Origin of the sequence: Chryseobacterium aquifrigidense, from assembly GCF_006716485.1 — a bacterium.
GTDB classification, from domain to species: domain Bacteria; phylum Bacteroidota; class Bacteroidia; order Flavobacteriales; family Weeksellaceae; genus Chryseobacterium; species Chryseobacterium vietnamense.
Genome location: NZ_VFPD01000001.1, coordinates 613444 through 629088, shown reverse-complemented (window position 1 = coordinate 629088; position 15645 = coordinate 613444). Strand labels below are relative to the sequence as shown.

Here is a 15645-nt window from a genome sequence, read left to right as displayed (position 1 = left end):
CACAAGAACACTTGCGGGATTTTAATATTTATTCTAGTTCGAAATTACATTGTCTCCATTTTGAAGCTCATGCTTTCGATTACTTTCAGAATTGCTTCTACTGTATCCATTGAAGTTAAACAAGGAACACCGTTTTCCACACTCATTCTTCTGATCTGGAATCCATCTCTTTCTGCCTGCTTACCTTTTGTAGTAGTATTTACAACATACTGAACTTTTCCTTTCTGGATCAGGTCGATAAGGTTTACACTTTCCTCTCCTATTTTGTATCCGATTTTGCAAGGGATTCCTTTTTCCTCGAAGAACTTCGCAGTACCTTCCGTAGCCCAGATTCTGAATCCTACTTCATGGAATCTTGCTGCAAGAGCTGCCGCTTCATCTTTATGCTTATCTGCTACCGTGAACAGGATAGAACCGTGCATAGGAACTTTTCTTCCTGCAGCAACCAATCCTTTGTAAAGGGCCTTTTCAAGAGTAGTATCTTTCCCCATAACTTCACCTGTAGACTTCATTTCAGGGCCCAGAGAGATGTCAACCTTCGTTAGTTTAGAGAAAGAGAACACCGGTACTTTTACAAAAACTCCTTCTTTGTTTGGAACCAATCCGTTTTCGTATCCTAAATCTTTCAGCTTTTGTCCTAAGATTGCCTTTGTTGCAAGGTTAGCCATCGGAACCTCCGTAATTTTAGATAAGAAAGGAACTGTTCTTGAAGAACGAGGGTTGACTTCGATTACATAAACGTTTCCTTCGAAAAGAACGTACTGGATGTTCATTAATCCGATAACTTTCAGCCCTTTTGCCAGTCTCTTTGTATAGTCTACCAAAGTATCAATTTCACTTTGAGAGATATTTTGTGGCGGATATACTGCAATAGAGTCTCCGGAGTGAACTCCTGCTCTTTCGATGTGCTCCATAATTCCAGGAATCACGACTGTTTCACCGTCACAGATGGCATCAACTTCGATTTCCTTTCCTACCATGTATTTATCTACCAAAACCGGGTGCTCAGGGCTCGCATCAACTGCGTGCTCCATGTAGTGGGCCAACTCTGCTTCAGCGTATACAATTTCCATGGCTCTACCTCCAAGAACGTAGCTTGGACGTACCAATACCGGGTAACCGATTTCGTTTGCAATTTTTATCGCTTCTTCTTTCGAAGTTGAAGTTCTTCCTTTTGGCTGAGGAATTCCCAGTTCCTGAAGTGCTTTCTCAAATTTATCTCTGTTTTCAGCTCTGTCAAGATCTTCCAGTGAAGTTCCCAGGATCTGTACTCCGTGAGAGGCTAATTTATCAGCAAGGTTAATAGCTGTCTGCCCTCCGAACTGTACCACTACTCCTTTTGGCTTTTCAAGCTCGATGATGTTCATTACATCTTCTTCAGTAAGCGGCTCGAAGTATAGTTTATCAGAGATTGAGAAGTCTGTAGAAACTGTTTCAGGGTTGTTGTTGATGATAATTGCTTCGTACCCCATTTCTTTGATCGCCCATACTGAGTGAACGGTAGCGTAGTCAAACTCAACTCCCTGTCCGATTCTGATAGGTCCGGAACCTAGTACAATGATTTTTTCTTTGTCTGAAACAACACTTTCGTTCTCTTCTTCGTAAGTTCCGTAGAAATAAGGCGTTTCACTTTCAAACTCAGCAGCACAGGTGTCTACCATTTTGTAAACCGGCATTACTCCGTTTTCTTTTCTGAAGTTGAAAACCTCACGCTCTTTTACATCCCAAAGAACTGCGATATTAATATCTGCGAAACCTAATCTCTTCGCTTCAATTAATGTTTCTTTATCAAATTTGTTGGCAGCGATTACTTTTTCGAAGTCAACCAGTTTTTTCAGTTTCCAGATGAAGAACTTGTCGATTTTACTCCATTCTACAATCTGTTCCCAGTCGTATCCTCTTCTTAAAGCATCTCCGATGATGAATAGTCTTTCATCATCACACACTCTGATCCTTCTTTCGATTTCTTCAGCAGTAAGTGCCTCAGCCTGTTTTGTTTTTAATCCTAAATGCTTGATTCCTGTTTCCAGTGAACGGATCGCTTTCTGTAAAGATTCCTCAAGGTTTCTTCCGATGGCCATTACTTCACCAGTAGCTTTCATCTGAGTAGAAAGTCTTCTGTCTGCCGTTTCAAATTTATCAAATGGGAATCTTGGGAATTTTGTCACCACATAGTCAAGAGCCGGCTCAAAACATGCGTATGTTTTTCCTGTTACCGGGTTCATGATTTCATCCAGCGTTAATCCTACAGCGATTTTTGCAGCGATTTTTGCAATCGGGTACCCTGTTGCTTTACTTGCTAAAGCTGATGAACGGGATACTCTAGGGTTTACTTCGATGATATAGTATTCGAAAGAGTGTGGATCCAAGGCAAGCTGTACATTACATCCTCCTTCAATTCCTAACGCTCTGATAATTTTTAAAGAAGCATTTCTCAGCAACTGATACTCTCTGTCTGAAAGGGTCTGAGAAGGTGCAACTACGATAGAGTCTCCTGTGTGAACTCCTACCGGGTCAATATTTTCCATGTTACAAACCACAATGGCGTTGTCGTTTGCATCACGCATTACTTCGTATTCTATTTCTTTGAAACCTGCAATTGATTTTTCAATCAAACATTGTGTAACCGGACTGTGCTTTAATCCTAATTCGGCAATTTCTTTTAATTCAACTTCAGTGGAAGCGATACCACCTCCGGTTCCTCCCATCGTAAAGGCAGGACGAACAATTACAGGATATCCGATTTCATCTGCGAAAGCAAGAGCTCCTTCTACCGTATTTACGATATCAGATTCCGGAACCGGCTCGTTCAGTTCTCTCATCAACTCACGGAAAAGATCTCTGTCTTCTGCTCTGTTGATGGCAGAAAGCTTAGTTCCCAATACTTCCACTTTGCATTCTTCAAGAATTCCTGACTTTTCAAGTTCTACCGCCATGTTCAGTCCAGTCTGACCTCCCAATGTTGGTAATAAAGCATCCGGACGTTCTTTTCTGATGATGTGGCTTACAAATTGTAATGAAATCGGCTCGATATATACTTTATCTGCGATTTCCACATCCGTCATGATCGTTGCAGGGTTTGAGTTGATCAAAATTACCTTGTAGCCTTCTTCTTTCAGAGACAGACAAGCCTGCGTTCCTGCGTAATCAAATTCAGCTGCCTGACCAATGATAATAGGTCCTGAACCGATTACTAAAATTGTTTTTATATCTGTACGTTTTGCCATTTTTCTTTTTTAATTGGGGTTAAGAATCAAATTCTTAAACTTCTTATTTTTTTTACTTTTATAAGACTTATGATTGTATTTTGTCATTCCGAGGAATCTAATTTTATTGTAGAGATTCTTTACTCCGCTATTGCTTCGTTCTGAATAACAAAAAGCAGTCTTATTTCTTAAAGTCCTCCATCATTTGAATGAACTCATCAAACAGGTAGTTTGCATCTTCAGGGCCCGGGCTCGCTTCAGGGTGATACTGAACTGAGAAACAAGGGTGGATTTTATGTTTTAATCCTTCGTTGGTTCTGTCATTCAATGCGATGTGCGTTTCGATAAGGTCTGTTCCTTTTAAGCTTTCCTGGTCTACCGCATATCCGTGGTTTTGAGAAGTAATGGCTACTGTATTTTTCTCTAAATCCAATACCGGGTGGTTTCCTCCTCTGTGTCCGAATTTCAGTTTGAAAGTTTTCGCTCCGCAGGCAAGACCGATCAATTGGTGTCCTAAACAGATTCCGAAGATTGGAACTTTTCCTAGTAATCCTCTGATCATATCTAAAGCATGTGGTACATCTTCAGGGTCACCAGGACCATTTGAAAGCATAATTCCATCTGGGTTCATCAACAGGATTTCTTCTGCCGTCGTATCCTGAGAAACTACGATGATATCACAGTTTCTTTGAGACAGCTCTCTGATAATTCCCAGTTTTGCTCCGAAGTCTACCAATACTACTTTGAAACCTCTGTTCGGGTTAGCATAAGGTGTTTTTGTTGAAACCTCTTCTACCTGATTGGTTGGGAAGTTTGTTGATTTCAATTCAGAAGCTACAGCAGCTTCATCAGCATCAGCATTTACAATTTTTCCTTTTACTACCCCGGAGTTACGAAGAATTCTTGTCAGTCTTCTTGTATCAATTCCTGAAATTCCTGAAAGGTTTTTCTTTTTAAATAGTTCATCTAAAGTAATCTGAGTACGGAAATTGGAAGGAAGATCGCAAAGTTCTTTTACGATAAGCCCTTTGATTGCCGGCTCAATACTTTCATAATCATCACGGTTAATACCATAATTTCCGATAAGCGGATAGGTCATACAAACTATCTGACCGCAGTATGATGGGTCAGAGATCAATTCCTGATACCCTGTCATTCCGGTATTGAAAACTACTTCCCCTGCAGTTTCCAATTCTGCTCCGAAACCTTCTCCATGAAACACTTCACCGGACTCCAGTATTAATTTTTTCTTCATTTTAAACTTTTATCTCTTATTATTTATTTAATATGTCATTAACAGGTCGCCTCTACAGGGCTTGGATATCATTATCCATTTATTTATGGGATTCACCCATTGCTATTAACAGGCCGCCCCTACGGGGCTCATTAACTTTTAACTTCTTACTTTTACCCTGGCTCTTTTAACTTGGCTCTTATTTAAAGGTATGCCCTTTACTTTCCAACGCTTCTTTCAAAATGGCCATTCTTGCGAACACACCGTTTTGCATTTGTTTAAAGATTCTTGATCTCCTGCATTCTACAAGGTCTGAATCTATTTCCACTCCTCTGTTGATGGGAGCAGGATGCATGATGATTGCTTCTTTTTTCATGGCTTTTTCTCTTTCCTTCGTCAGCCCATATCTTTTATGATATTCTGAAGCAGTGAAACTCATAGCGGCATCGTGTCTTTCGTGTTGGATTCTTAACAGCATTAAAACATCCACTTCTCCGATCAACTCATCTACTGACATATAAGTTCCGTTGATTAAAGCTCCTTCGTCAAACCATTGTTCCGGTCCTGAGAAGTATACTTTAGCGCCTAACCTTCTTAAAGCTTCCGCATTTGAATTCGCTACACGGCTGTGTTTCACATCACCTACAATTCCTACTTTCAATCCTTCAAACTTTCCGAATTCCTGATAAATAGTCAGTAAATCCAGCATACATTGTGAAGGATGGTTTCCTGTTCCGTCTCCTCCGTTGATTACAGGAATGCTGATATTCTTTAATTCCTCGAAGTATCTGTCTTTCTTATCGCGGATTACCACCAGGTTTACTCCTATACTTTCAATGGTCTTTACTGTATCATAAAGACTTTCGCCTTTGTTTACCGAACTGTGTGATGCATCAAACGGAACTACCTGAAGTCCCAGTTTTCTTTCTGCAAGATCAAAACTTGTTTTCGTTCTTGTACTGTCTTCGAAGAAAAGGTTTGAGCAAAAAACTTCTCCTTCAATTTTAGCAGTTTTACCGTTCGCAAAAGCCAGTGCTTCTGTCAGTATACTGTTGATTCTCTCGGTGCTTAGTTCTGTAATCGTAAACATAATTCTTATTTTTGGGCATAAAAAAAGCGAAGACAACAATCTTCGCTAATAACAATAAATATCGTAAAGGGCGCTTTCGCCCGGTAAATCTAATGATATAAATGCTTTTTTATTCATTAGGTGCAAAGATACAACAATTTTATGAACCTACAAAAACAAAGTTTAAAATAAATTAAAAACCTCAGTATTTCCTTATTCTCATTTAAAATTAATATTTTTGTTACAACTCAAATTATTTTATGGATTTAAAAGACAAAATGATTCTCAGCATTATTCAGGAAGACTCTACATTATCGGTTAAAGAAATTTCCGAAAAGATTGGTCTTACCTTCACTCCTACGTATGAACGAATCAAACAACTGGAGAAGCAGGGAATCATTCAGAAGTATGTGGGCCTTTTAAACCGTGAAAAACTGGGTTTAAATATTGTAGTCTACTGTAATGTCCGCCTCAAAGAACAATCCAAGAAAGTATTGGAAACTTTTGAGAACCACATCGGAAAATATGACGAAGTACAGGAAATCATCAGTCTTTCCGGAGAGTATGACTATATGTTGAAGATCATTGCCAAGGACATCAATTCGTATAATGAATTTGCTGTGAATGTGATCTCAAACATTCCTAATATCGGGCAGTACCACAGCTCCATTGTGCTTCACGAGGTGAAAAAGTCTACCAAGTTTAAAATTGATCTGGAATAAATCTTCTTTTTAAGCCATTAAGAGCTTTTAAGAGCTGAAGAATAATTAAGCAATTCGCAAGCGAGTTTAAAACAATACGGCTAAAAAATCGCAGATTTTCTTAACTATCTTAAACCCTTAATCTACCTTAATGGTTCAAGTTATCAATCGATTTTCCTTGCTGAAAATCTTTGATTTTCTTGCGCCTTAAAAAACAACTCAAATAATTATCTTTGCACCTTTGCGTATACCAACTTCTTTTATAAACTCGTATTTTGTTAGAATACGCAAAGACGCAAAAAAAATTGAAAACTTTATGCTGTAAGGCGCAAAGATTTTATCTCCGATAAAATTTTATGCAGTAGATTTTCTTAACCAACCTTAAAGTCTTCATCTACCTTAATGGTTCAGTTTATCAATCATCAAATTCAAAGAGCGGAATTACAATCCAGCCATTAAGATCACTTAAGCAGATAAGATTTATAAGATTAAGGCTTTCACAACGAAAAGACAGCAGGCTAAATCCCACTGATTTTTGCTTAAGTTTCTAATGACCTTAATAGCTTAGATTCTAACCCAATAATTTATTTTTCAGTTTATTGAACTGATATTCTATTTTATCCAGACAAAGATTTCCGATACTTCCCTGGTGGGTATGTTCAAGGTTTCCAGGTTCAAATTCAAACGCGTTGTTTTCAATCTCCTGCCCTACTTTCACATAAGCATCACGGAAAGAGCTGCCGTTTTTCACTTCTTCATTGATCTTCTCTACACTGAAAAGGTATTTGTATTTCTCATCCTCCAGAATCCCGTCTTTTACCTTAATATTAGGCAAAGTGTAGCTTAGGATTTCCAGACATTCTTTCAGGGAATCAATAGCCGGGAAAAGAATTTCTTTGGTCAGCTGTACATCTCTGTGATATCCTGAAGGCAGATTATTGGTCAAAAGAATCAGTTCGTTCGGAAGTGATTGAATTCTGTTGCATCGTGCACGAACCAGCTCAAAGATATCCGGATTCTTTTTATGAGGCATAATACTGCTTCCCGTAGTAAATTCTTTTGGAAAGCTGATAAAATCAAAATTCTGACTCAGATACAGGCATACATCATAAGCAAATTTACCCAGTGTTCCGGCTAAAGTTGCCATTGCCATTGATAACATTTTCTCTGACTTTCCACGGGTCATCTGAGCGTAAACTGAATTATAATTCATCGACTGGAATCCTAAGTTATAGGTTGTACTTTCACGGTTAATCGGAAAAGATGAACCATAACCCGCAGCTGATCCCAATGGATTTTTATTAATGATATTCTTCACTGAAAACAACATTTCCACATCATCCAAAAGGGCTTCAGCATAAGCTCCAAACCACAATCCGAATGAGGAAGGCATTGCAATCTGCAAATGAGTATATCCCGGAAGCAGAACATTTTTATGCTGATCCGCCAACTGAATTAAAATCTGGAAAAACGCATCTGTAAGGGCTGTGATCTCACGGATTTCATCCAATAAATACAGCTTGATATCCAATAAAACCTGATCATTTCTTGATCTTGCGGTATGAATTTTCTTTCCTGTATCTCCTAATTCTTCAATCAGGATTGCTTCTACCTGAGAATGGATATCCTCAGCTTCTTTATCAATTTCAAAAGTCCCATCCTCAATTTGATTTAAAATACTATTTAAGACAGATAACATCTGCTCTGATTCTTCCTGTGTGATAATACCGGTTTCTGCAAGCATTTTACAATGTGCCATAGAACCTTTCACGTCATATTTGGCTAAACGTTCATCAAAGTCAAGATCTTTACCGACTGTAAATTGATTGACTAATATATTGGTGGCAAGGTTATCCTTCTGCCATATTTTTTTCATATGTAATTATTTATTTTTTTTAAATCACATGCAATCGCCACTTCTATCTGTTTTACCAGAAAAATTAGTTGGTAGTGATTTCATAATATCTGACTTAAAATATTTATTGGTTTTGACATGCCCGGCAAGGCAATCCTTATTACTATTAACTATAAAAAAACATTTCCTTATGTAAAGCTTTCATTCCTAATTTTCTTTTTTGCATAAATCTTATTAAAAACTAAACTTCTGGCGCCTGCCGGACGGAGTCAAAACATATATTGAGCCGGAAGTCTGAGGCTGGAGGCTGGAAGTGAAATTATAAACTATAATAACTTCCATCTTTCCGCTTCATTCTTCCATTATTTATAACACTTTTTCTAAAATACTGATGTAGATTTCTATTCCTTCTTCTATTTCTTGGATATAGATAAATTCATCTGCGGTGTGAGAGCGCCTACTGTCTCCAGGTCCTATCTTCACGGATGTACATGGGATAATCGCCTGATCTGAGGAAGTAGGTGAACCATAAGTGGTCCTTCCTATTTCAATACCTGCCTTTACAAACGGATGATCCATTTCGATCTTTGAAGAATTCAGCCTGAATGATCTTGCCGTCAATGTAGATTCCATCTGAGACTGAATGATTTCAAATGCTTCCTGATTGGAATATTCATCTGTCACCCTAACATCCAGTGTGAAATTACAAGACTCCGGAACGACATTGTGCTGTACTCCTGCATGAATTCCTGATAAAGTCACTTTAACTTCTCCAAGATATTCTGAAACTTTTGGAAATTTAAAAGCTAAAATATTCTGCAGATCCTGCATGCATTTTATAATTGAGTTATCATCATTAGGATGAGCGGCATGAGAAGGAGTACCTTTCATTTCTCCATCAATCACAAGAAGTCCTTTTTCTGCAATCGCCAGATTCATCTGCGTGGGTTCTCCTACAATGGCGAGTTCTACGTTGGGTAGCTGCGGAAATAAGGCTTCAATTCCATCAAATCCTGAAATCTCCTCCTCTGCCGTCAAAGCAATAACTAAATTATATTTTAAATCTTCTTTATCATAAAAATGTAAAAAAACCTGTGCCATAGAAACCAGTGAAGCTCCTGCATCATTGCTTCCCAACCCGAACAGTTTGCCGTCTTTTTCAACAGGAACAAACGGATCAAGCGTATATGCTTTGTTAGGCTTTACCGTATCATGATGTGTATTCAGCAAAACGGAAGGTTTAAACACATCAAAATGTTTATTCACCGCCCAAATGTTGTTTTTAAAACGTTTCGTAGGAATCTGATGCTTTTTGAAAAAATTCTCAATTTCCACCGACGTATTAAACTCATCTTTGCTGAATGAAGGAATCTCAATCAAATTTTTAAGCAATCCGATCGCATTATTTAACAGCTCTTCTTTATTATAAACAGATTTCAGTTCCTGCATGATGATTTTCTATATGGTTTTTCAATTCTGTTTCTTTAATCAGAAACACTTTGTCTACATTATTTTTTATAGCTCCAAGAGCATTTTCAAGTTTGGGTAAAATCCCCTTGTGAAGTTTCCCTTCTTCTTTTAATACTTCAAATTCTTCTTCATTTACACTTTTGATCACAGATTCAGGATCGTTTACATCTTCCAAAACACCTTCCTTATCAAAACAATACAACAGTTCAACTTCATATTTCTCCGAAAGAGCCTGTGCCATCACAGAAGCAATGGTATCTGCATTGGTATTGAATAAATTTCCTTTTCTATCGTGGGTAATCGCAGAAAATACAGGAACAAGATCCAGCTTGATTAATTTTGAAACCAGTTTCCTGTTTACACTTTTCTTGGTAATATCCCCCACAAATCCAAAATCAATTTCAGGATGTTCTCTTTTTTTAGCTTTAATTAAATTTCCGTCTGCTCCGGAAAATCCTATGGCATTGCATTTTTTCTGCTGCAGCTTTTCAACAATATTTTTATTGATTCCTCCTGCATATACCATGGTTACAATGTCCAATGTCTCTTTATCCGTAATCCTCCTGCCGTTGATCATTTTCTGCTCAATGCCCAGTTTATCAGCCAATGTGGTAGCTAATTTCCCTCCGCCATGAACAAGGATCTTCTTTTCCTGAATTTCAGAAAACTGTTCTAAGAATTGAACTAACAATTCCTCATCATCAATTAAAGCTCCTCCAATTTTTATGATGTATAACTTTTCTTTCATTGTAAACGTTTTGTGATCCTTTCTTTTTTATCCTTGTCAAGCCTTGACAAAAGGATTATTTCAGTCTTTTAATTCATCTAAAATTTCACTGAACACTGCCTGCACAGAGAAAATCCGGTTTTTTGCCTGCTGATAAATGATAGAATGGTCTCCATCCATTACCTCATCACTCAACTCCACATTACGGCGAACCGGAAGACAGTGCATTACTTTTGCATCATTGGTATGGGCTAATTTTTCATTCGTCAGCATCCAATCTCCTTTCACTTCAGGCATTGCGGCATAATCATCAAAAGAAGACCAGTTTTTCACATAGATAAAATCTGCATCTTTCAAGGCTTCATCCTGATCATGGATTACTTTCACATCTTTTGTGAAGTTTTTATCTAAATCATACCCTTCGGGATTGGCAATTACCAACTCTACATCCATTTCCTGCATCCATTCTGCGAAAGAGTTTCCAACAGCATGCGCAATAGGCTTGATGTGTGGCGCCCATGTCAACACTACTTTTGGTTTGTGGTCTTTTTTCCAGTTTTCTGTAATGGTAATACAGTCTGCAAGACTTTGTAACGGGTGACGGGTAGCAGATTCCAGAGAGATCACAGGTACTTTTGCATGCTTTTCAAACTGGCTTAAGATGCTTTCATTCACATCATCTTCCTTGCTTTTCATTCCTGCAAAACAACGTACTGCGATGATATCACAATATTGGTTTAAAACTTCAATAGCATCTTTGATATGTTCTACGGTATCTCCGTTCATTACTGCTCCATCTGCAAATTCAAGGTTCCATGCTTCCTGTGCGGCATTCAATGTCAGTACATTCAATCCTAGATTTTGTGCTGCAATCTGGCTGCTCAGACGGGTTCTCAGGCTTGAATTTAAAAATACAAGTCCTATTGTTTTTCCTTTTCCTTTTTCTGTTTCGGTAAGGGGGTTTGCTTTTATTTCTAAAGCCTTTTTTATGATTTCCTGTAAGTTTTCTACATCACTTACAGAGGTGAATTTTTTCATTTTGAATTAATTTTAAAGATTTTGTTTTTAAATCGCTTAGATATTTCCCAATACTGTTTTCAAAGCATTGATGAAAAGATCTGTTTCCTCTTTTTTGATATTCAGTGCCGGAAGAATCCTTAAGACACTTTTATCATTAGAGTTTCCTGTGAAAATATGATGATCGAACAATAAGCTTTTCCTTATTTCTGAACAGTCTCTATCGAGTTCTATTCCAATCATCAATCCTTTCCTTCGGATGGATTTAATATGTGGTAAATCTTTAATTTCATTTTCAATATATTCGCCCATTTTTTGAGCGTTTTCGATAAGGTTTTCATCTTTCATAACATCCAGCACAGCAATAGAAGCTGCACAAGCCAAATGATTTCCTCCGAATGTAGTTCCAAGCAAACCGTTGCTTGCCTCGAATTTAGGATGGATCAAAACTCCGCCTACAGGAAACCCGTTCCCCATTCCTTTTGCTGTAGTAATAATATCTGCTTCAAGTCCAAACTCCTGATGAGCAAAGAAATATCCACTTCTTCCGTATCCGGACTGCACTTCATCTAAAATAAGAACAGCATTGTATTTCTGACACAGTTCTTTAATTTTAGATAAAAATTCCTGTGTAGGAATCATAATTCCGCCTACTCCCTGAATTCCCTCGATGATGACAGAAGAAATTTCATTTCCAAACTTCTCAAAGGTTTCTTCAAGCTGCTGTACATCGTTCCATTCTGATTTGATAAATCTTTCTGAAAAGTTAACTGGAGCAACAATTTTAGGATTATCGGTTACCGAAACTGCCGCCGAAGTTCTTCCGTGGAATGAGCCAGAGAAATAAAGTACTTTGCTTTTTCCATTATGAAATGAAGCCAGCTTTAATGCATTTTCATTAGCTTCAGCTCCTGAATTACACAGGAAAAGGTTATAATCTTCATATCCTGAAAGCTTTCCTAATTTCTCAGCTAATTCAGTCTGCAATTCGTTCTGAACGGAATTGGAATAAAAAGATATTTTTTCCAGTTGATCTTTCAGCTTGTTCTGATAATGCGGATGATTATGGCCAATAGAAATTACAGCATGACCTCCGTAGAAATCAAGATATTTTTCGCCTTTATCATCCCAAAGAAAAGATCCCTGAGCTTTAACCGGATTTATGTTGAATAATGGATATACGTTGAATAAATTCATTTTTTGTTTTTTTAAATTTTTCTTTTGTCTTGAAACAAAAGAAACAAAAGTTCAAGACCTGGAAACTTCCGCTAAAAATTAGTTCTATTCTCTAAAAATTCTAAAACTTGTGCGAAAACCAAATTGGCTCTTCGGTTCTGTATTTCCCTCGCACTTCAAACAGTAGAATTTTCTTAACGTTCATAGAATTAATTTTCTTAACGCTCCATTTTCCTAAGTCAGATTTACTTTTTGTTTAAAGTTCTCAATTAATTATTGTTGATTTAAAATGCTATCGGTTTCAGGTTTAATCCTGTATTTTCTTCCCAGTTCATGGCAAGATTCATATTTTGAACGGCCTGTCCCGAAGCACCTTTTAACAAATTGTCAATCGCTGAGTGAATAACGACAACATTTCCACTCTTTTCGATTTGAATCACACAGCGATTGGTATTGACAACCTGCTTTAAATCCACTGCCTTCCTACTTACCGTAACGAAAGGCTCCTCCGCATAAAAATCCTGATATAATTGTTCTATCTCCTCCAGCTCCAAATCCGTCTTCATCGTGGAACTTGTAAAAATTCCTCTTGCAAAATCTCCTCTCCATGGAACAAAATTCAGGGTTACTTCTTTATTATTGAATGCAATCAGCTGTTGTAAAATCTCATTCACATGCTGATGCGTTAGAGTTTTATAGGCTGATACATTATCATTTCTCCAGGTAAAATGAGTGGTAGCCTGCAAAGATTGTCCAGCTCCTGTAGAACCTGTAATCCCTGTAGTAAAAACCTCATTCAACACTCCTTTTTCCGCCAATGGCAGCAAAGCCAATTGAATAGCCGTAGCAAAACATCCCGGGTTGGCGATGCTTTTTACTCCCACAAGTTGTTTTTTATTGATTTCAGGTAATCCGTAGATAAAATATCTGTTTCCAAAGTTTCTTTCTAAACGGAAATCGTTTCCAAGATCAATTACCAGCGTTTCATCTTTAACAGGATTCTGAGTTAACCAGTTTTGACTTTCTTTATGTGGAAGACACAGAAAAAGAATATCTACATCTTCAGGTTTGTCCGTCAAAACCATTTCACAAACCGTCGTTAAATCCGGGTACAGATCCGAAATTCGTGTCCCCGAATTCGAACGACTATATAAAAAACTCAATGTCACATGGGGATGAAAAGCCAGTAAGCGTATCAGCTCACTTCCTGTATAACCGTTGGCACCAATGATTCCTACTGTTTTCTTCATTTTACTTCTGACAGCATTTTGTTCTGTCTTTCATTAAACCGTTCCTTCGGAACTAATTGATATTCTGGTTAATCTGGTGGTATATATTTAAGGAATTGCTTACAATTTTAGTATAGCCTTTCACATCATCTCCCGTCCATGCTCTGTTTGCTTCTCCATAACTTCCGAATTTATCGGACATCAGGTCATGAGCAGATTCAATTCCATTAAGAATAAATCTGTATGGATGAAGGGTTACAAACACTTTCCCGGTCACAGTTTTCTGAGAATCGGTCAGGAAAGATTCAATATTTCTCATGACAGGATCTAAGAACAGTGCTTCATGAAGCCAGTTTCCATACCAGTCGGATAACTGAGACTTCATCATTTGCTGATATTTTGAAAGCGTATGTTTCTCTAATAAATGATGCGCTTTGATAATCACTGATGCTGCTGCCGCTTCAAATCCCACTCGTCCTTTAATTCCTACAATCGTATCTCCTACGTGAATATCACGGCCAATTCCATACGCTGAAGCCAATTCTTCTATTTTTTGAATCGCATATACAGAATGTTCAAAGCTTTCACCATTCACAGCTATTACCTCTCCGTTTTTAAACTCAATTTCCAGTTCTGAAGGCTGCGTTTCTTTAATCTGAGACGGAAAAGCTTCTTCCGGAAGATAATTTCTTGAAGTCAGCGTTTCTTTTCCTCCTACTGAAGTTCCCCAAAGTCCCTTATTCACAGAATATTGTGCTTTCTGAAATTCCATTTCGTAACCATGATCCTTCAAAAATTCAATCTCTTCTTCACGGGATAAAGCCATATCACGGATCGGCGTAATGATTTCAATATTCGGACACATCACCTGGAAGATCAAATCAAAACGAACCTGATCATTTCCAGCTCCTGTACTTCCGTGAGCAATGGCATCTGCATTTACTTCAATAGCATATTTTGCAATTTCCTGTGCCTGAATAGTACGCTCAGCACTTACAGATAAAGGATAAGTATTGTTTTTCAACACATTCCCGAAAATCAGATACTTCACACATGAATTATAATAGTCTTCCTGAGCGTTTACACACCTGTATTCTTTTACTCCAAGGTTTAAGGCTTTTTTCTCCAGTTCTTTTTCCTCTTCTTTTGAAAAACCTCCGGTATTTACGGTAACTGCATATACATCATACCCTAGTGTTTCACTAAGATATTTTGCACAGTAGGAAGTATCTAAACCTCCGCTAAACGCTAAGATGACTTTCTTTTTCATCTGGACTTTTTTTATTTTTATTAATGGTCACATGGAATTCATCAAAATGTTCCTGAATCATTCCATCATATTTATTTTCAGGCAGATTATTCACTACCTCCTCTTTTTTTTTATCGTTTTCAGGAACAAACAACATGGCTGTACACAGACAGTTTTTGCGTTCCTTCATCATTAAAATCTCATAGTTCACACAGTTCTTGCAGCCGTTCCAGAATTCCTCATCCTGGGTAAGTTCAGAATAGATCACTGGTTTATATCCCAGATCACTGTTGATTTTCATTACTGCCAAACCTGTTGTTAATCCAAATACTTTCGCATCCGGATATTTATCTCTAGATAACTGGAAAACCTTCTGCTTAATCTGAGTCGCTACGCCCCCGTTCCTGAATTTCGGTGATACAATCAGCCCCGAATTGGCTACAAACTTCCCATGCGACCAGGTCTCTATATAACAGAAACCTACCCACTCACCGTTTTCAGTGGCTACCACAGCATTGCCCTCTGAAATCTTCTTACTCAAATATTCTATGGAACGTTTTGCAATCCCCGTTCCTCTGCGCTGTGCAGAATCATACATTTCCTGCTGTATTTCACTCACATATATGAGATGTTCGCATGAGGAAATTTCTATTTCCATTTATTTATCTAATTTTTTTGGCAAATTTAAAATATATTTTCTTTTAAATCCAAA

12 protein-coding genes are annotated in these 15645 nt (G+C 37.7%); 1 reads left to right on the top strand and 11 read right to left on the bottom strand.

Annotated features, from left to right (window positions below; genetic code table 11):
• Positions 1-44 precede the first annotated feature (44 nt).
• The 3 genes from carB to FB551_RS02735 all read right to left on the bottom strand — a co-directional run bounded on the left by carB (position 45) and on the right by FB551_RS02735 (position 5530).
• Positions 45-3227, bottom strand: coding sequence for a carbamoyl-phosphate synthase large subunit (gene carB, locus FB551_RS02745; protein WP_142014738.1), 3183 nt, complete (start codon positions 3225-3227; stop codon positions 45-47).
• 160 nt (positions 3228-3387) lie between these two features.
• Positions 3388-4461, bottom strand: coding sequence for a carbamoyl phosphate synthase small subunit (locus FB551_RS02740; protein ID WP_047431858.1), 1074 nt, complete (start codon positions 4459-4461; stop codon positions 3388-3390).
• A gap of 178 nt (positions 4462-4639) precedes the next feature.
• Entirely contained in the window at positions 4640-5530 is an 891-nt protein-coding gene (locus FB551_RS02735; protein WP_142014735.1) for an aspartate carbamoyltransferase catalytic subunit, read from the bottom strand.
• Between the two features lie 239 nt (positions 5531-5769).
• Here FB551_RS02735 and FB551_RS02730 point away from each other — a divergent pair, with 239 nt between their 5' ends.
• A complete protein-coding gene (locus tag FB551_RS02730) occupies positions 5770-6231 on the top strand; it encodes an Lrp/AsnC family transcriptional regulator (protein WP_002980286.1) in 462 nt (153 codons plus the stop codon).
• Positions 6232-6781: 550 nt separating this feature from the next.
• Here the strand turns inward: FB551_RS02730 and argH are convergent.
• The 8 genes from argH to FB551_RS02690 all read right to left on the bottom strand — a co-directional run bounded on the left by argH (position 6782) and on the right by FB551_RS02690 (position 15591).
• Entirely contained in the window at positions 6782-8086 is a 1305-nt protein-coding gene (argH, locus tag FB551_RS02725) for an argininosuccinate lyase (RefSeq protein ID WP_142014732.1), read from the bottom strand.
• Between the two features lie 345 nt (positions 8087-8431).
• Positions 8432-9514, bottom strand: coding sequence for a M20 family metallo-hydrolase (locus FB551_RS02720; RefSeq protein ID WP_142014729.1), 1083 nt, complete (start codon positions 9512-9514; stop codon positions 8432-8434).
• Positions 9489-10283 (bottom strand): acetylglutamate kinase, encoded by a 795-nt coding sequence (gene argB / locus FB551_RS02715; protein ID WP_047431867.1) that lies wholly within the window; start codon positions 10281-10283, stop codon positions 9489-9491. Before argB ends, FB551_RS02720 begins: the two co-directional genes overlap by 26 nt.
• A 60-nt stretch (positions 10284-10343) precedes the next feature.
• On the bottom strand, positions 10344-11300 hold the full coding sequence (locus FB551_RS02710) for an N-acetylornithine carbamoyltransferase (RefSeq protein WP_142014726.1): 957 nt from the start codon (positions 11298-11300) through the stop codon (positions 10344-10346).
• 36 nt (positions 11301-11336) lie between these two features.
• Positions 11337-12476 carry an aspartate aminotransferase family protein gene (locus tag FB551_RS02705; RefSeq protein ID WP_142014723.1) on the bottom strand — a complete coding sequence of 380 codons (1140 nt, stop codon included), beginning with the start codon at positions 12474-12476 and terminating at the stop codon, positions 11337-11339.
• A gap of 263 nt (positions 12477-12739) precedes the next feature.
• Positions 12740-13705: an N-acetyl-gamma-glutamyl-phosphate reductase gene (argC, locus tag FB551_RS02700; RefSeq protein WP_142014720.1), complete on the bottom strand. Its 966-nt coding sequence runs from the start codon at positions 13703-13705 to the stop codon at positions 12740-12742.
• A gap of 52 nt (positions 13706-13757) precedes the next feature.
• Positions 13758-14954, bottom strand: coding sequence for an argininosuccinate synthase (locus FB551_RS02695; protein WP_142014717.1), 1197 nt, complete (start codon positions 14952-14954; stop codon positions 13758-13760).
• The gene (locus FB551_RS02690) at positions 14926-15591 is read right to left on the bottom strand and encodes a GNAT family N-acetyltransferase (RefSeq protein ID WP_142014715.1); all 666 of its coding nucleotides are present in this window, start codon (positions 15589-15591) and stop codon (positions 14926-14928) included. The genes FB551_RS02695 and FB551_RS02690 overlap by 29 nt, the downstream gene beginning before the upstream one ends.
• Positions 15592-15645: the final 54 nt, after the last annotated feature.